The sequence below is a fragment of the Paenibacillus sp. FSL R7-0333 genome, from assembly GCF_038000365.1.
GTDB lineage: Bacteria > Bacillota > Bacilli > Paenibacillales > Paenibacillaceae > Paenibacillus_AQ > Paenibacillus_AQ silagei.
In genome coordinates this window covers 6,514,425-6,529,182 of the sequence record NZ_JBBOBZ010000001.1, presented here as the reverse complement: position 1 = coordinate 6,529,182, position 14,758 = coordinate 6,514,425, and the positions used below count along the sequence as shown (strand labels likewise).

Below are 14,758 nucleotides of genomic sequence, written 5' to 3'. Positions count from 1 at the left end.
CATGACTGATGACAGAGGGTTACAGGATGCTCAGGTCAAGATCGGTTCCAAGCAAACCGTCAAGGCGGTGGAGTTGGGCCAAGCCGCAGAAGTCTATGTGGCAGAGGACGGAGATCAACGGCTTACTTCCAGAATTGTAATGCTTTGCAACAAACAAGGTGTGAAGGTCACTTATGTGGACACGATGCTGAATTTGGGCAAGGCCTGCGGTATAGAAGTTGGTGCTGCGATGGCAGCCGTCTTAAAACAATAGCAGCAAGAGAACGTTTTTGTACCGGGGTACACTTCGGCAGCAAGGACTTTTCATTTGTCTTTTTATGAACCACCTGGGTCTGTGGACTTAATGTTTGTAAATTGACTATCATTTCAGGAAGGGGGTGGCACAACATGCCAACTATTAATCAATTGGTTCGTAAAGGCCGTCAAGCCAAAATCGAAAAATCCAAATCTCCCGCTCTTCAAAAAGGGTTCAACGCCCTCAAGCGTGAGGCTACAAATTTGAGCGCTCCGCAGAAACGCGGTGTATGCACTCGTGTAGGCACAATGACTCCACGTAAACCAAACTCAGCACTTCGTAAGTATGCCCGTGTTCGTCTGACGAACCGTCTTGAGGTGACTGCTTACATTCCGGGTATCGGACACAACCTTCAAGAGCACAGTGTAGTATTGCTGCGCGGAGGTAAAGTTAAGGACCTTGCAGGAGTTCGTTACCACATCGTTCGTGGTGCACTGGATACTGCAGGTGTTGCTAACCGGATGCAGGCTCGCTCCAAGTATGGTGCGAAACGTCCTAAAGTCAAGAAATAAGATGAGCTTATCAGAATAATAACCATATAAGAAAGGGGGATATCCATGCCACGCAAAGGTCCAGTTACTAAAAGAGATGTATTGCCAGATCCATTGTATAATAGCAAGTTGGTTACTCGTTTGATCAACCGTATTATGCTGGGTGGTAAAAGAGGTGTCGCTCAAAGCATTTTGTACAATTCGTTCAAGTTGATTCAAGAACGTACAGGTAAAGAGCCGATGGAAGTTTTCGAAGCTGCCATCAAGAATATCATGCCTGTATTGGAAGTTAAAGCTCGTCGTGTCGGCGGTGCTAACTACCAAGTACCTATTGAGGTTAAACCTGAAAGACGTACTGCTTTGGGATTACGTTGGCTTGTAAACTACTCACGCAACCGCGGTGAGAAGACTATGGAAGAACGTTTGGCGGCTGAGATTATCGATGCTTCCAACAACACAGGCGCTTCTGTTAAGAAACGTGAAGATACACACAAGATGGCTGAAGCGAACAAAGCGTTTGCTCACTACCGCTGGTAGGATTGCAGTCGTTCAAATAACTTCTATTTTGAAAGGAGATCCATTTCATGGCAAGAGAGTTCTCCTTAAAAAATACACGTAATATCGGGATCATGGCGCATATTGATGCTGGTAAGACTACTACCACTGAGCGGATTCTATTCTACACAGGCCGTACGCACAAAATCGGTGAAGTTCACGAGGGTGCTGCTACAATGGACTGGATGGAACAAGAACAGGAGCGCGGAATCACGATTACTTCCGCTGCTACAACTGCTGCATGGAAGGGTCACCGCATCAATATCATTGATACCCCAGGACACGTTGACTTCACCGTTGAAGTTGAACGTTCCCTGCGTGTATTGGATGGGGCAGTTGGTGTATTTAGTGCGAAAGAGGGCGTAGAACCTCAGTCCGAAACCGTATGGAGACAGGCTGACCGTTACAACGTTCCACGGATCGCATATGTGAACAAAATGGACATTATCGGTGCGGATTTCCTTAACGTTATCGAAACGATGCGTGATCGTCTTCAAGCCAATGCAGTTGCTATTCAACTGCCAATCGGTGCAGAAAATGATTTCGCAGGTATCATCGACCTCGTTGAGCAAAAAGCACATATGTTCAGAGATGATTTGGGCCAAAATATTGAAGTTACGGATATTCCGGAAGAATATTTGGCAAAGGTTGAGGAACTGCGTCTCGAGCTGATCGAGAAAGTTGCTGAACTTGATGAAGATCTGACTATGAAGTACCTGGAAGGCGAAGAAATTACTATTCCGGAAATCAAAGCTGCTCTGCGCAAAGGCGTAGTTGAAGTTAAAATTTTCCCAGTAATTTGCGGCTCTTCCTACCGGAACAAAGGGATTCAGCTTATGCTGGATGCTGTTGTTGATTACTTGCCTTCACCTTTGGATGTACCGGCTATTACGGGTCATCTGGAGGATGGAACAGAAGCGGAACGTCATCCTTCGGATGAAGAGCCATTCGGTGCCTTGGCATTTAAGATCATGACAGACCCTTATGTTGGTAAACTCACGTTCTTCCGTGTATACTCCGGTATCCTGGAATCAGGTTCTTATGTAATTAACGCTACTAAGGGCAAACGTGAGCGTATTGGGCGTATCCTGCAGATGCATGCGAACAGCCGTCAAGAAATCTCCATCGTTTACGCTGGTGATATCGCGGCAGCCGTTGGTCTGAAGGACACTAGCACAGGCGATACACTCTGCGACGAGAAGCATCCGATCATTCTGGAATCCATGAACTTTCCAGATCCGGTTATCGAAATCGCAGTCGAGCCAAAAACCAAAGCTGACCAAGATAAACTGGGTGTTGCTCTCGGAAAGTTGACTGAAGAGGATCCTACTCTTCGTGCTCACACTGATGAAGAAACAGGCCAAACCATCCTGGCAGGTATGGGTGAGCTTCACTTGGACATCATCATCGACCGTATGCGTCGTGAATTCAAAGTAGAAACCAATGTGGGTAAACCGCAGGTTGCCTACCGCGAAACGTTCAAGGCATCTGCCCGCGTAGAAGGCAAGTTTGTTCGCCAATCCGGCGGTCGCGGTCAGTACGGTCACGTTTGGGTTGAGTTTGAACCCCTCGAGCCAGGTACTGGCAGCCAATTCGAAAGTAAAGTTGTCGGTGGTTCTGTACCTAGAGAATACATCGCTCCTGCACTTGCCGGTATTGAAGAGCAAATGAAGAACGGCGTTATTGCAGGCTTCCCGCTTGTTGACGTTAAAGCTACCATCGTAGATGGTTCTTACCATGATGTTGACTCCAACGAAATGGCGTTCAAAATTGCCGGTTCGATGGCGCTTAAAGCTGCAAAAGACAAATGTCAACCTGCATTGCTTGAGCCAATCATGAAAGTGGAAGTAACTGTTCCTGAGGAATACATGGGCGATGTAATGGGTATGCTGAACTCCCGTCGCGGTAGAATCGAAGGTATGGATTCCCGTGGTGGAGCGCAAATTATCCGTGCGAAGGTGCCTTTGTCCGAAATGTTCGGATACTCCACAACACTCCGTTCCGGTACTCAAGGACGCGGCGTATTCTCAATGGAGCTTTCTCACTATGAAGAAGTACCTAAATCCATTGCTGAAGAAATCGTAGCCAAGAACAAAGGCGGAGAATAAGTTTGATTTTTAACTTGCCGTCCGGGTATAACACATAAGTCACCTTAGAACTGCAAATAGGCGGACGGCTCAAATATATGGACCCCACAATAAGGAGGAACTGTTCAAATGGCAAAGGCAAAGTTTGAACGTAACAAACCGCACGTTAACATCGGTACTATTGGTCACGTCGACCATGGTAAAACAACTCTGACTGCTGCAATCACAACTGTATTGTCCAAAAAATACGGTGGTGCTGCAATTGCATTCGACCAAATCGACAAAGCTCCTGAAGAGCGCGAGCGTGGTATCACAATTTCTACATCCCACGTTGAATATGAAACTCCTAACCGTCACTACGCTCACGTAGACTGCCCTGGACACGCCGACTATGTTAAAAACATGATCACTGGCGCAGCGCAAATGGACGGAGCAATCCTGGTTGTATCCGCAGCTGACGGCCCTATGCCACAGACTCGCGAGCACATCCTGCTGTCCCGTCAAGTAGGCGTTCCTTACATCGTTGTATTCTTGAACAAATGCGACATGGTTGAGGACGAAGAGTTGCTTGAATTGGTTGAAATGGAAGTTCGCGATCTGCTTAGCGAATACGACTTCCCAGGCGATGACACTCCAATCGTTCGTGGATCTGCTCGTGAAGCTCTGCAGAACCCTGATGGCGAGTATGCACAGAAGATCGTTGAAATGTTCGAAACGATCGACACATACATCCCGCTTCCAGAACGTCAGACTGACAAGCCTTTCTTGATGCCTGTCGAAGATGTATTCTCCATCACTGGCCGCGGTACTGTGGCAACTGGTCGCGTAGAACGCGGAACAGTTAAAGTCGGAGAAGAAATCGAAATCGTTGGTATTCACGAAGAAACTAAGAAGTCTGTAGTTACTGGCGTGGAAATGTTCCGCAAATTGCTTGATTCCGCTCAAGCTGGCGACAACATCGGCGCATTGCTGCGTGGTGTTGACCGTAACAACATCGAGCGTGGCCAAGTATTGGCTAAGCCGAACTCCGTTAAGCCACACACTGAGTTCACTGCTCAGATCTACGTTCTGACTAAAGAAGAAGGCGGACGTCACAAACCATTCTTCACTGGTTACCGTCCACAGTTCTACTTCCGTACAACTGACGTAACTGGCATCATCAACCTGCCAGAAGGTACTGAAATGGTTATGCCTGGTGACAACATCACTGTAACTGTTCAGCTGATCTCCCCAATCGCTATTGAAGAAGGTACTAAATTCTCCATTCGCGAAGGCGGACGTACAGTTGGTGCCGGTTCCGTAGCTTCTATCCAGAAATAATTCAGGCTCTATCCGTTAGGATAGACTGAATATAAGTCAGGCCCCCTTCATTCGAAGGGGGCCTGTTTTATTTTATAGATATGATTAAGAATTAGATTTCCTTCGCATAGTCCGCACTTGGCAACTTGGATAAAATCACATGCAGGCTGGACGGCGATGAACTATTATTCGTATAAGCGAATGACTCGTCACCGGCAATGTAGATGGTCTCTCCTTGGAGGAAGGAGAACTCTTCCTCATTAACATGAATGGTACCGTCACCGTGTAAGGCGAGGATATAGACATCTGCTCCGGGGTGCTTGTGAACGGGCAGCTTTTGCCCAGGCATGAAATTAAGCACAAATACTACGCTATCGCCTTTTTGGAAAATGATCTTTTTGGTAAAGCGTTCCTCTTGATACTGTACGGCCTCAGCTAGTGTTTTCTTTTCCATTATAAATCCCTGCTTTCATTATATTAGTATTATTTAAAGCTTAACTTCGTACTCGCAGTGCTCATGACCGGTGACATTAGCTCTTCCACGGACTGGACAGGCAGGCTCTCGCCGATCTTTCTGCCAATGGTCACAGTCGTTCCCTTTCCGCCTAACGGCAATCCCTGGTTCATTCCAATTAGACGGATGGTCCGGAATAGTTCAAGGGGTACCATATTGCCCAGAGTTGTTCTATTCATCTGGCGCATGTCCTCAAAAGTGTATTGCTGCAAGCCCATCAACTCCTTGTCTCTCTATGAACCTATTGTATAGACAGGCGGCACGTTAATCCTTGATATAGATCAAGTTTTATGAAAATTTGTGCGTCCAGTCACCCGGCAGCGCTTCGATCATTGATATGGTGGGATAAGCGACAGTAGAGGAGGAATGATGTATGGAATGCAATACGTGCAGTTCTCATGCCTGTGTGCGTCAGGTTCCGGTATTCAGGAGTTTGTCCGATGAAGAATTGGTTATCATAGAATCAATCACAGAATCCCATTCATATAAAAAGGGTAGCCAAGTTTGCCGAGAAGGGGAGCCGTCTGAAGCCTTGTTTGTGGTGAAGAGCGGGCTTATCAAATTAACGAAGAACAGTAAAGAAGGGAAGCAGCATATTGTCCGTTTTCTTTTCCCGGGGGATTATTTCGGTCAGTTTGCCCTGCTTCATAATAAAAATAATGATGTAACGGCGGAGATTATTGAGAGTGGAGTGGTCTGCCGGATGCACCGGAAGGATTTCATTCCCCTGCTGGAGCAGAATGCGGGTCTGGCGTTTAGCTTTCTGATGTCTGTTAGTGAGCAGCTGCATCTGGCGGAAGAAACAGCAGGGGCACTGCATATGTTAGAAGTGGAAAAACGGTTAGCCCGGCTGCTAGTCTACTTGTACACGAGGAATCTACCAGAATCAGCTCTGACAATGCAAGCTTTAAGACATTCCGTGGATCTACCATCGGCGCAAAAAGAGGTGGCAGCGATGATCGGCACTACTGCCGAGACCCTAAGCCGCAAGCTGAACAAGCTGGAAGCGCTGAAGATCATCGCTATGCATAAAAGAACCGTGAATATTTTGGAGATGGAGACTCTAATTCAGCTCGCTGAAATCAGTCATTAACAATTTTCAGATAAAACCGTGTATTTTTAAACTTTTTTTCTGGAAAAGGTGATTTGTTTTGCAAAGGCTCTTGCAATATAGCCGCCTATTAGATATAATAATAAATGTTGTTCTGAGACGTTGCGATGATGTGAGAGGTTACTGACACACCCGGCCCCTTTGCCATGAGGTCGACGTCAGAAAATTTTCACGGAGTATGTCCGATAATAAATTGGGCGATAGAAGGAGGGACTAAAATGGCAAAGCAAAAAATTCGTATTCGCTTGAAAGCATACGACCACAGAATTCTTGATCAATCCGCAGAGAAAATCGTTGAAACAGCAAAACGTTCGGGTGCTGGTGTATCCGGGCCGATTCCGCTGCCAACTGAGAAGCAAATCATTACCATTCTCCGTGCGGTACACAAGTACAAGGATTCCCGTGAACAGTTTGAGCAACGGACTCACAAACGTTTGATTGATATTGTGAACCCAACACCACAAACTGTGGATGCCTTGATGCGCTTGGATCTACCGTCCGGTGTAGATATCGAAATCAAATTGTAATTCATTAAGTAATCAGGAAAAGAAAAGAGGTGTCAACATTGAAAGGTATCTTAGGAAAAAAACTCGGTATGACTCAAGTGTTTACTCCAGAAGGTAACGTAATCGCGGTTTCTGTTATCGAAGCTGGACCTTGTGTGGTACTGCAAAAGAAAGACCTGAATATCGACGGATATGAAGCAGTGCAGTTGGGCTTTTCCGATAAAAAGGAAAGTCGCTCCAACAAGCCTGAACAGGGTCACGCCAAAAAGGCAAATGCAACACCTAAGCGCTACGTTCGCGAAATTCGCGGTGTTGACCTCGGGTCACTCGAGGTTGGACAAGAGCTTAAGGCTGACATCTTCGCTGAAGGCGAGTTTGTTGACGTAACAGGTACTTCGAAGGGTAAAGGTTTCCAGGGTAACATCAAACGCTGGGGACAAAGCCGCGGACCAATGGCACACGGATCGCGTTACCACAGAAGACCGGGCTCGATGGGTTCCATCCAGGCTAACCGTGTTCCTAAGGGCAAACGCCTGCCAGGACATATGGGTCACACGACCGTAACGGTTCAAAAGCTTGAAATCATCCGGGTTGACGTAGAACGTAATGTACTGCTGGTTAAAGGCGCTATTCCAGGTCCTAAGAACAGCTTCGTGAAAGTTAAACAAACCGTTAAGAAATAATTACTGAAGAAAGGAGGAACATGAAATGCCAAAAGTAACACTTTTCAATACTAGTGGTAACGAAGTTGGCGAAGTTGAACTGAGTGATTCAGTTTTCGGTATTGAACCGAACGTACATGTGCTGCATGAAGCTGCACTTATGCAAAGAGCTTCCCTTCGTCGCGGTACACATAAAGTAAAAGGACGCTCTGAAGTGCGTGGCGGCGGACGTAAGCCTTGGAAACAAAAAGGTACAGGTCGTGCTCGTCAAGGCTCCATTCGTTCTCCACAATGGAAAGGCGGCGGCGTAGTCTTCGGACCAACACCACGCAGCTATTCCTGGAAATTGCCTAAGAAGGTTCGCCGGTTGGCCATCAAATCCGCGTTGTCCTCAAAAGTGCTTGAGAATGACATCATCGTATTGGATAGCTTGACTCTGAATGCTCCGAAGACGAAAGAATTCGCAGCGATTCTGAACAACCTTAAAGTGGGCAGCAAAGCCCTAATCGTAGCACCAAGCTATGATGATAATGTAGCACTTTCCGCTCGTAACATCCCTGGGGTGAAATTCGTAGCGGCTGACGGCATCAATGTTCTTGACGTACTGACGTACGACAAACTGATCATCACTAAAGAAGCAGTTCTGAAGGTAGAGGAGGTGTTCGCGTAATGAAAGATCCTCGTGATATAATTAAGCGTCCAGTGATTACGGAACGCACATCCGAATACATGAGCGAACTGAAGTACGCTTTTGAAGTGGATATCCGTGCTAACAAGACCGAAATCAAAAAAGCTGTCGAGGCTATTTTTAAAGTAAAAGTCGTTAGTGTGAACACAATGCGCGTACCTGGTAAACTGAAACGTTACGGCAAATATTCCGGTTATACTCCGGAGTGGAAAAAAGCCATCGTGAAGCTTAGCCCGGACAGCAAGCCGCTTGAGTTCTTTGAAGCGGTAGAATAATACTCTTAAAGTAAGGAGGAAACTATAGTGCCAATCAAAAAGTACAAACCGACCTCTCCGGCAAGACGCAACATGTCTGTGTCTACGTTTGAAGAAATTACAACAAACCAGCCAGAGAAATCGTTGCTGTCCCCGCTGTTCAAGCATGCCGGACGCAACAACCAAGGTAAAATTACGGTTCGTCACCATGGCGGCGGACACAAACGTAAATACCGTATCATCGACTTCAAGCGGACTAAAGACGGCATACCAGGTAGCGTTGCTACAATCGAGTATGACCCGAACCGTACTTCCAATATTGCTTTGATCCACTATGCTGATGGAGAGAAACGTTATATCATCGCTCCTAAAGGCCTTAAAGTTGGGGACAAAGTTGAGTCCGGCCCTGCTGCGGATATCAAAATTGGTAACAGCCTTCCGTTGATCAACATCCCGGTAGGTACAGTTATCCACAACATCGAGTTGAAACCAGGTAAAGGCGGACAATTGGTTCGTGCTGCTGGTACTGAAGCTCAGCTGCTGGGTAAAGAAGATAAATACGTATCTGTTCGTTTGAACTCGGGTGAGGTTCGCAGAATCCTCAGCGTTTGCCGTGCGACTATCGGAGCCGTAGGTAACGGAGATCACGAACTGATCAAGATTGGTAAAGCCGGACGCAGCCGCTGGCTCGGACGTCGTCCTGAAGTACGCGGTGTTGTCATGAACCCTAACGATCACCCACACGGTGGTGGTGAAGGCCGCGCTCCTATCGGACGGAAATCGCCAATGTCACCTTGGGGCAAACCAACCCTCGGCTACAAAACGCGTAAGAAAAACAAAGCATCTGATAAATATATCGTTCGCCGCCGCACAAAATAAGACGCTTCAGGCAAGTTAGTTAAGCGCGAAGCGTCGATTCGCGGTTTTGAAGAACTGGATGAAGGGAGGATTCACACATGGGTCGCAGTTTAAAGAAGGGGCCGTTCATCGATGGCTACCTGCTGAAAAAAGTTGAGGATTTGAACGAGACAGACAAGAAAGTCGTAGTAAAAACCTGGTCCCGTCGCTCAACCATTTTCCCTCAGTTTATCGGACATACGTTTGGTGTATATGACGGCCGCAAACACGTGCCTGTATACGTAACGGAAGATATGGTAGGTCACAAGTTGGGCGAGTTCGCGCCAACACGTACTTACAAAGGCCACGCGGGTGACGATAAGAAAACCAGAAGATAATTAACGTCTTCGTTTGAGAGGAGGGAAAACAATGGAAGCAAAAGCACATGCAAGATCGGTGCGGATTTCCGCTCGTAAAGCGAAACTGGTTGTTGACTTGATTCGCGGCAAGCAAGTGGGGGAAGCAATTGCAATTCTTCGCCACACTCCGAAGTCCGCTTCTCCGGTTGTTGAGAAGCTACTGAACTCGGCGATTGCGAACGCTGAGCATAACTACTCTATGGACGTTAACAGCTTATTCGTAAGCGAAGTTTTCGTTAACCAGGGTCCTACAATGAAACGTTTCCGTCCGCGCGCCATGGGCCGCGCAAGCCGGATCAATAAACGTACCAGCCACATTACTTTGGTGGTATCTGAGAAATAAGGAGGGATAACACGTGGGTCAAAAGGTAAATCCAGTCGGACTCCGAGTCGGTATTATTCGCGATTGGGAATCAAAATGGTATGCAGGCAAAGATTTCGGTACTCTTTTAATGGAAGACGTCAAAATCCGGGAATACCTTAAAGGCAAGTTGAAAGATTCCTCTGTTTCCCGCATCGAGATCGAAAGAGCGGCAAGCCGAGTGAACGTTACAATTCACACTGCCAAGCCAGGTATGGTAATTGGTAAAGGCGGAGCAGAAGTAGAAGTACTTCGCAGCGCAGTTACAACTATCGCCGGCGGTAAGAAAGTACACATCAACATCAATGAAATCAAACACCCTGAACTGGATGCTATTCTTGTTGCTGAAAGCATTGCACAACAGCTGGAACGTCGCGTATCGTTCCGTCGTGCTCTGAAACAAGCGATTCAAAGAACTATGCGTTCCGGCGCAAAGGGAATTAAAACTCAGGTTGGCGGACGTCTTGGCGGCGCTGAGATTGCCCGTTCAGAAGGTTATAGCGAAGGAACAGTTCCACTTCATACGCTTCGTGCTGATATCGATTACGGAACAGCTGAAGCACATACAACTTACGGCCGTATTGGCGTAAAAGTATGGATTTATCGTGGAGAAGTTCTTCCCCCAGCTAAGAAACAAGCTGCTCAGGAAGGAGGCAACTAATCATGTTGGTACCAAAGCGCGTTAAACACCGCAAGCAACAACGCGGTCACATGAAGGGTATGGCAAAAGGCGGAACCGAACTTAACTTCGGCGAATTCGGTTTGCAGGCACTGGAGCCATCTTGGATCACTAACCGTCAGATCGAAGCTGCTCGTATCGCAATGACACGTTATATCAAACGTGGCGGTCAGGTTTGGATCAAGATTTTCCCGGATAAGCCAATTACTCAGAAGCCTCTCGAGGTTCGTATGGGTAGTGGTAAAGGTAACGTTGAGAAGTGGGTAGCTGTAGTTAAACCGGGTAAGATTATGTTCGAACTCGGAGGCGTGTCGGAAGAAATCGCTCGTGAAGCGATGCGTCTTGCCGCTCACAAGCTGCCTGTAAAGACTAAGTTTGTGAAACGTGAAGAATTGGGTGGTGAAGCAAATGAAAGCTAATGAACTTCGCAACTTAACCACTGCTGAGATTGAACAGAAAATCGCCGGATTTAAGGAAGAACTTTTCAATCTCCGTTTCCAATTGGCAACAGGCCAACTGGACAACCCGACTCGGATTCGTGATGTGCGTAAGGAAATAGCTCGTGCTAAAACCGTTATCCATCAAAGAGTACTTGGGATTAGTTAAGTGACGGCGGATGCATAATCCGTAATCAGGAAGGAGGCTAATTATGAGCGAAGAGCGTAATGCACGTAAAGTGTTGATCGGTAAAGTAGTCAGCGACAAAATGGATAAAACCATCGTAATTGCTGTTGAAACCTATAAAAAGCACAATCTGTATCACAAACGCATCAAGTCCACGAAGAAATTCAAGGCACATGATGAAGAGAATGTAGCTAAAATTGGTGATGTCGTGAAAGTCATGGAAACTCGTCCATTGTCGAAGGACAAACGGTGGAGACTGGTTGAAGTGGTAGAAAAAGCGGTAATCATCTAAGACATGAAGCAGATCCCTTTCCGGAAGGAGGAAAATAATAATGATTCAACCATTTACACGTTTGCATGTGGCTGACAACTCTGGTGCGAAGGAACTGATGTGTATCCGCGTACTGGGTGGTACTGGACGCCGTACAGCAGCAATCGGCGATCTGATCGTTTGTTCCGTTAAACAAGCAACACCAGGCGGCGTTGTCAAAAAGGGTGATGTTGTTAGAGCGGTAGTTGTTCGTACAAAACGTTCGGTACGCCGTAAAGATGGATCTTACATCGCATTCGACGAAAATGCAGCTGTTGTTGTCAAAGACGACAGAAGCCCGCGCGGAACACGTATCTTCGGACCAGTTGCTCGCGAACTTCGCGACAAGGACTACATGAAGATCGTTTCCTTGGCACCGGAAGTAATCTAAAAATCCGAGTGATGCTCGGTTGTACTTGAAAAGGTCAGTTATAGGAGGTGTAATCAATGCCTAGAGTTAAAAAAGTTCTGGAATCCCATAACAATAAACTGCACGTGAAAAAAGATGATGTGGTGCTTGTGATCAGCGGGAAAGACAAAGGTAAAAAAGGCCGTGTCATCGCTGCTTATCCTCGTGAAAACCGCGTCCTGGTAGAAGGCGTGAACATGGTGAAGAAACACCAGAAGCCTAACCAGTTGAATCCGCAAGGCGGAATCATCGAGCAGGAAGCTTCGATCCATGTGTCCAACGTAATGCACATTGATCCGAAGAGCGGGAAAGTTACGCGTATCGGCTATAAAGTACTAGATAACGGTAAGAAGGTTCGGGTAGCAAAAAGATCCGGAGAGATTATCGACTAATACAGTCCTAATGAAAGGAGGTAAATCTTCATGGCAGCAAGAATGAAAGAACGTTATCTGAATGAAATCACACCATCTTTGATGCAGAAGTTTAACTACACAACAGTTATGCAAGTGCCTAAGATCGAGAAGATCGTCATCAACATGGGTGTAGGTGACGCTGTTCAAAACTCCAAAGTACTTGACGCTGCAGTTAACGATATGCAATTGATTTCTGGCCAAAAGCCCGTTATCACTAAAGCTAAGAAATCCATCGCCGGTTTCAAACTGCGCGAGAATATGCCGATCGGGGTTAAAGTAACACTGCGCGGCGAGCGTATGTATTACTTCCTGGATAAATTGATCAACGTAACGCTTCCACGCGTTCGTGACTTCCGTGGTATTTCCAGCAAAGCCTTTGATGGCCGTGGTAACTACACACTGGGTCTTAAAGAACAATTGATCTTCCCGGAAATCGAGTATGACAAAGTGGATAAGGTTCGCGGTATGGACATCGTTATTGTAACGACTGCTAAGACGGACGAGGAATCCCGTGAGTTGCTGAATCAGCTGGGAATGCCTTTCACAAAATAAGAATCATCCATTTCTCCGAAAATGTTTAGGAGGTGTCAGTCTAAGTGGCAAAGACTTCAATGAAAGTTAAACAACAACGCGAGCCTAAGTTCAAAGTACGTGCATACACACGTTGCGAGCGTTGCGGTCGTCCACATTCGGTACTGCAAAAGTTCAAAATTTGCAGAATTTGTTTCCGTGAATTAGCTTATAAAGGCCAGATTCCTGGCGTGAAAAAAGCAAGTTGGTAAGAAGTTTATAAACGGGAAGGAGGTTTACACACATGACTATGTCTGATCCTATTGCAGATATGCTTACTCGTATTCGTAACGCCAACACTGTGCGTCACGAGACAGTAGAAATGCCTGCTTCTACTATGAAAAAACAAATCGCGGACATCTTGAAGCGTGAGGGCTTCATCCGTGATGCTGAATTCGTTGAAGATAGCAAACAAGGGATTATCCGTATTTTCCTGAAATACGGCCCAAGCCAGGAGCGCGTTATCACTGGTCTGAAAAGAATCAGTAAACCAGGTCTGCGCGTATACACGAAGAGCAATGAAGTGCCTCGTGTACTCGGTGGCCTTGGAATCGCGATTATCTCCACATCTAAGGGAGTTATGACCGACAAAGAAGCTCGTCAATCTAAATCCGGCGGAGAAGTTGTCTGCTACATTTGGTAATAAACGTCACAAGATAAGGAGGTGCAACACATGTCTCGTATTGGTCGCAAACCAATCGCAGTACCTAGCGGTGTAGATGTCACTTTGGACAACGCCGTTATTACAGTAAAAGGTCCTAAAGGCACTTTGACTCGTGAGCTTCATAAAGACATGAAGATTACAGTTGAAAATAACGAAATCACTGTTGTTCGCCCGTCGGACAACAAATTGCATCGTTCACTTCACGGCACAACCCGCTCCGTTGTCAACAACATGGTGAGTGGTGTGACTGAAGGTTTCTCGAAATCTCTGGAACTGGTTGGGGTCGGATATCGTGCAAGCAAATCCGGAGATAAAATCGTATTGAACGTTGGTTACTCCCACCCGGTTGAAATTACACCGGAAGCGGGTATCGAGTTCGATGTTCCTGCGAACACGAAGATCATCGTTAGAGGGATTGACAAAGAACGCGTTGGCGCTTATGCTGCCAAAATTCGTTCCGTACGTGAACCTGAACCATACAAAGGTAAAGGTATCAAATATGAAGGCGAGCGTATCATCCGCAAGGAAGGTAAAGCTGGTAAGAAGAAATAACCAGCTCTACCTTAATTGTAAGATACCCCGTGCATCTTAAAGTGAAGCTGTTTACGGCAAACTGAAGGGAGTGAAAGGGAAGTCATGATTACAAAAGAGGATAAAAACAAGGCTCGTCTCAAAAGACACCTGCGTGTTCGTAAGAAGATCCAGGGTACTACTGAGCGTCCACGTTTGAATGTGTTCCGTTCTTCGAAACACATCTACGCTCAACTGATCGATGATGTGACTGGCGTTACTATCGTATCGGCCTCCACACTTGATAAGGAATTGAGTGCTACAATCGGAAATGGCGGCAGCGTTGAAGCTGCAAGCAAAGTGGGTCAATTGATCGCTGAGCGCGCCAAAGAAAAGGGTTATGCAGTGGTTGTATTTGACCGCGGTGGATACTTGTACCATGGACGGATTCAGGCTCTGGCTAGCGCAGCTCGCGAAGCTGGTCTTGAATTCTAGAATAT

General features: G+C 46.5%; 26 protein-coding genes. 24 read left to right on the top strand and 2 right to left on the bottom strand.

Features of this window, described 5'->3' with window-relative positions; genetic code table 11:
* The first annotated feature begins 1 nt into the window (after position 1).
* The 5 genes from MKY86_RS27875 (at position 2) to tuf (ending at position 4,748) form a co-directional block, all read left to right on the top strand.
* Entirely contained in the window at positions 2-253 is a 252-nt protein-coding gene (locus MKY86_RS27875) for a ribosomal L7Ae/L30e/S12e/Gadd45 family protein (protein WP_036692367.1), read from the top strand.
* A gap of 134 nt (positions 254-387) precedes the next feature.
* Positions 388-807 (top strand): 30S ribosomal protein S12, encoded by a 420-nt coding sequence (rpsL, locus tag MKY86_RS27870; RefSeq protein ID WP_036721853.1) that lies wholly within the window; start codon positions 388-390, stop codon positions 805-807.
* Between the two features lie 45 nt (positions 808-852).
* Positions 853-1,323 (top strand): 30S ribosomal protein S7, encoded by a 471-nt coding sequence (gene rpsG / locus MKY86_RS27865; protein ID WP_020427074.1) that lies wholly within the window; start codon positions 853-855, stop codon positions 1,321-1,323.
* A gap of 47 nt (positions 1,324-1,370) precedes the next feature.
* Positions 1,371-3,449, top strand: coding sequence for an elongation factor G (gene fusA, locus MKY86_RS27860; RefSeq protein ID WP_076081734.1), 2,079 nt, complete (start codon positions 1,371-1,373; stop codon positions 3,447-3,449).
* 108 nt (positions 3,450-3,557) lie between these two features.
* Complete coding sequence (gene tuf, locus MKY86_RS27855; RefSeq protein WP_076081735.1) at positions 3,558-4,748, top strand: elongation factor Tu; 1,191 nt, start codon at positions 3,558-3,560, stop codon at positions 4,746-4,748.
* Positions 4,749-4,839: 91 nt separating this feature from the next.
* Here tuf and MKY86_RS27850 read toward each other — a convergent pair whose 3' ends face one another.
* Positions 4,840-5,181 (bottom strand): cupin domain-containing protein, encoded by a 342-nt coding sequence (locus tag MKY86_RS27850; RefSeq protein WP_076081736.1) that lies wholly within the window; start codon positions 5,179-5,181, stop codon positions 4,840-4,842.
* Between the two features lie 29 nt (positions 5,182-5,210).
* The gene (locus MKY86_RS27845; RefSeq protein ID WP_143803808.1) at positions 5,211-5,420 is read right to left on the bottom strand and encodes a hypothetical protein; all 210 of its coding nucleotides are present in this window, start codon (positions 5,418-5,420) and stop codon (positions 5,211-5,213) included.
* Positions 5,421-5,614: 194 nt separating this feature from the next.
* Between MKY86_RS27845 and MKY86_RS27840 the strand changes: the two genes are divergently transcribed.
* The 19 genes from MKY86_RS27840 to rplR all read left to right on the top strand — a co-directional run bounded on the left by MKY86_RS27840 (position 5,615) and on the right by rplR (position 14,753).
* Positions 5,615-6,334, top strand: coding sequence for a Crp/Fnr family transcriptional regulator (locus MKY86_RS27840; RefSeq protein WP_076081738.1), 720 nt, complete (start codon positions 5,615-5,617; stop codon positions 6,332-6,334).
* Positions 6,335-6,570: 236 nt separating this feature from the next.
* A complete protein-coding gene (rpsJ, locus tag MKY86_RS27835; protein ID WP_017692074.1) occupies positions 6,571-6,879 on the top strand; it encodes a 30S ribosomal protein S10 in 309 nt (102 codons plus the stop codon).
* A 38-nt stretch (positions 6,880-6,917) separates the two neighbouring features.
* Positions 6,918-7,541, top strand: coding sequence for a 50S ribosomal protein L3 (rplC, locus tag MKY86_RS27830; RefSeq protein ID WP_036721840.1), 624 nt, complete (start codon positions 6,918-6,920; stop codon positions 7,539-7,541).
* A gap of 25 nt (positions 7,542-7,566) precedes the next feature.
* Positions 7,567-8,190, top strand: coding sequence for a 50S ribosomal protein L4 (gene rplD / locus MKY86_RS27825; protein WP_036721837.1), 624 nt, complete (start codon positions 7,567-7,569; stop codon positions 8,188-8,190).
* Positions 8,190-8,483 (top strand): 50S ribosomal protein L23, encoded by a 294-nt coding sequence (rplW, locus tag MKY86_RS27820; protein ID WP_019908225.1) that lies wholly within the window; start codon positions 8,190-8,192, stop codon positions 8,481-8,483. The genes rplD and rplW overlap by 1 nt, the downstream gene beginning before the upstream one ends.
* Positions 8,484-8,510: 27 nt before the next feature.
* Complete coding sequence (gene rplB, locus MKY86_RS27815; RefSeq protein WP_036692392.1) at positions 8,511-9,341, top strand: 50S ribosomal protein L2; 831 nt, start codon at positions 8,511-8,513, stop codon at positions 9,339-9,341.
* A gap of 77 nt (positions 9,342-9,418) precedes the next feature.
* Positions 9,419-9,697 carry a 30S ribosomal protein S19 gene (gene rpsS, locus MKY86_RS27810; RefSeq protein WP_036692395.1) on the top strand — a complete coding sequence of 93 codons (279 nt, stop codon included), beginning with the start codon at positions 9,419-9,421 and terminating at the stop codon, positions 9,695-9,697.
* A 31-nt stretch (positions 9,698-9,728) separates the two neighbouring features.
* Positions 9,729-10,061, top strand: a complete 333-nt coding sequence (rplV, locus tag MKY86_RS27805) for a 50S ribosomal protein L22 (protein ID WP_019908228.1) — start codon at positions 9,729-9,731, stop codon at positions 10,059-10,061.
* Between the two features lie 13 nt (positions 10,062-10,074).
* Positions 10,075-10,740 carry a 30S ribosomal protein S3 gene (rpsC, locus tag MKY86_RS27800; RefSeq protein ID WP_036721832.1) on the top strand — a complete coding sequence of 222 codons (666 nt, stop codon included), beginning with the start codon at positions 10,075-10,077 and terminating at the stop codon, positions 10,738-10,740.
* A gap of 2 nt (positions 10,741-10,742) precedes the next feature.
* Positions 10,743-11,177 (top strand): 50S ribosomal protein L16, encoded by a 435-nt coding sequence (rplP, locus tag MKY86_RS27795; protein ID WP_020427064.1) that lies wholly within the window; start codon positions 10,743-10,745, stop codon positions 11,175-11,177.
* Positions 11,167-11,364, top strand: coding sequence for a 50S ribosomal protein L29 (rpmC, locus tag MKY86_RS27790; protein WP_019908232.1), 198 nt, complete (start codon positions 11,167-11,169; stop codon positions 11,362-11,364). Before rplP ends, rpmC begins: the two co-directional genes overlap by 11 nt.
* 43 nt (positions 11,365-11,407) lie before the next feature.
* Positions 11,408-11,674 (top strand): 30S ribosomal protein S17, encoded by a 267-nt coding sequence (gene rpsQ, locus MKY86_RS27785; RefSeq protein ID WP_036692400.1) that lies wholly within the window; start codon positions 11,408-11,410, stop codon positions 11,672-11,674.
* A gap of 40 nt (positions 11,675-11,714) precedes the next feature.
* On the top strand, positions 11,715-12,083 hold the full coding sequence (gene rplN, locus MKY86_RS27780) for a 50S ribosomal protein L14 (RefSeq protein WP_036680556.1): 369 nt from the start codon (positions 11,715-11,717) through the stop codon (positions 12,081-12,083).
* Between the two features lie 56 nt (positions 12,084-12,139).
* Complete coding sequence (gene rplX, locus MKY86_RS27775; RefSeq protein ID WP_019908235.1) at positions 12,140-12,493, top strand: 50S ribosomal protein L24; 354 nt, start codon at positions 12,140-12,142, stop codon at positions 12,491-12,493.
* A 30-nt stretch (positions 12,494-12,523) separates the two neighbouring features.
* Positions 12,524-13,066, top strand: coding sequence for a 50S ribosomal protein L5 (rplE, locus tag MKY86_RS27770; protein ID WP_036721829.1), 543 nt, complete (start codon positions 12,524-12,526; stop codon positions 13,064-13,066).
* 44 nt (positions 13,067-13,110) lie between these two features.
* A complete protein-coding gene (locus MKY86_RS27765) occupies positions 13,111-13,296 on the top strand; it encodes a type Z 30S ribosomal protein S14 (RefSeq protein ID WP_036589425.1) in 186 nt (61 codons plus the stop codon).
* A gap of 32 nt (positions 13,297-13,328) precedes the next feature.
* On the top strand, positions 13,329-13,727 hold the full coding sequence (gene rpsH / locus MKY86_RS27760; RefSeq protein ID WP_036692403.1) for a 30S ribosomal protein S8: 399 nt from the start codon (positions 13,329-13,331) through the stop codon (positions 13,725-13,727).
* A gap of 30 nt (positions 13,728-13,757) precedes the next feature.
* Positions 13,758-14,300, top strand: a complete 543-nt coding sequence (gene rplF, locus MKY86_RS27755) for a 50S ribosomal protein L6 (RefSeq protein WP_036721827.1) — start codon at positions 13,758-13,760, stop codon at positions 14,298-14,300.
* Between the two features lie 84 nt (positions 14,301-14,384).
* On the top strand, positions 14,385-14,753 hold the full coding sequence (gene rplR, locus MKY86_RS27750) for a 50S ribosomal protein L18 (RefSeq protein ID WP_036692407.1): 369 nt from the start codon (positions 14,385-14,387) through the stop codon (positions 14,751-14,753).
* Positions 14,754-14,758: the final 5 nt, after the last annotated feature.

Bases quoted from the DNA above. Each gene is read 5' to 3' on its own strand.
- MKY86_RS27875 (WP_036692367.1), top strand. From the start codon at position 2: ATGACTGATGACAGAGGGTTACAGGATGCTCAGGTCAAGATCGGTTCC.
- rpsL (WP_036721853.1), top strand. From the start codon at position 388: ATGCCAACTATTAATCAATTGGTTCGTAAAGGCCGTCAAGCCAAAATC.
- rpsG (WP_020427074.1), top strand. From the start codon at position 853: ATGCCACGCAAAGGTCCAGTTACTAAAAGAGATGTATTGCCAGATCCA.
- fusA (WP_076081734.1), top strand. From the start codon at position 1,371: ATGGCAAGAGAGTTCTCCTTAAAAAATACACGTAATATCGGGATCATG.
- tuf (WP_076081735.1), top strand. From the start codon at position 3,558: ATGGCAAAGGCAAAGTTTGAACGTAACAAACCGCACGTTAACATCGGT.
- MKY86_RS27850 (WP_076081736.1), bottom strand. From the start codon at position 5,181: ATGGAAAAGAAAACACTAGCTGAGGCCGTACAGTATCAAGAGGAACGC.
- MKY86_RS27845 (WP_143803808.1), bottom strand. From the start codon at position 5,420: ATGAATAGAACAACTCTGGGCAATATGGTACCCCTTGAACTATTCCGG.
- MKY86_RS27840 (WP_076081738.1), top strand. From the start codon at position 5,615: ATGGAATGCAATACGTGCAGTTCTCATGCCTGTGTGCGTCAGGTTCCG.
- rpsJ (WP_017692074.1), top strand. From the start codon at position 6,571: ATGGCAAAGCAAAAAATTCGTATTCGCTTGAAAGCATACGACCACAGA.
- rplD (WP_036721837.1), top strand. From the start codon at position 7,567: ATGCCAAAAGTAACACTTTTCAATACTAGTGGTAACGAAGTTGGCGAA.
- rplW (WP_019908225.1), top strand. From the start codon at position 8,190: ATGAAAGATCCTCGTGATATAATTAAGCGTCCAGTGATTACGGAACGC.
- rpsS (WP_036692395.1), top strand. From the start codon at position 9,419: ATGGGTCGCAGTTTAAAGAAGGGGCCGTTCATCGATGGCTACCTGCTG.
- rplV (WP_019908228.1), top strand. From the start codon at position 9,729: ATGGAAGCAAAAGCACATGCAAGATCGGTGCGGATTTCCGCTCGTAAA.
- rplP (WP_020427064.1), top strand. From the start codon at position 10,743: ATGTTGGTACCAAAGCGCGTTAAACACCGCAAGCAACAACGCGGTCAC.
- rpmC (WP_019908232.1), top strand. From the start codon at position 11,167: ATGAAAGCTAATGAACTTCGCAACTTAACCACTGCTGAGATTGAACAG.
- rpsQ (WP_036692400.1), top strand. From the start codon at position 11,408: ATGAGCGAAGAGCGTAATGCACGTAAAGTGTTGATCGGTAAAGTAGTC.
- rplN (WP_036680556.1), top strand. From the start codon at position 11,715: ATGATTCAACCATTTACACGTTTGCATGTGGCTGACAACTCTGGTGCG.
- rplX (WP_019908235.1), top strand. From the start codon at position 12,140: ATGCCTAGAGTTAAAAAAGTTCTGGAATCCCATAACAATAAACTGCAC.
- rplE (WP_036721829.1), top strand. From the start codon at position 12,524: ATGGCAGCAAGAATGAAAGAACGTTATCTGAATGAAATCACACCATCT.
- rpsH (WP_036692403.1), top strand. From the start codon at position 13,329: ATGACTATGTCTGATCCTATTGCAGATATGCTTACTCGTATTCGTAAC.
- rplF (WP_036721827.1), top strand. From the start codon at position 13,758: ATGTCTCGTATTGGTCGCAAACCAATCGCAGTACCTAGCGGTGTAGAT.
- rplR (WP_036692407.1), top strand. From the start codon at position 14,385: ATGATTACAAAAGAGGATAAAAACAAGGCTCGTCTCAAAAGACACCTG.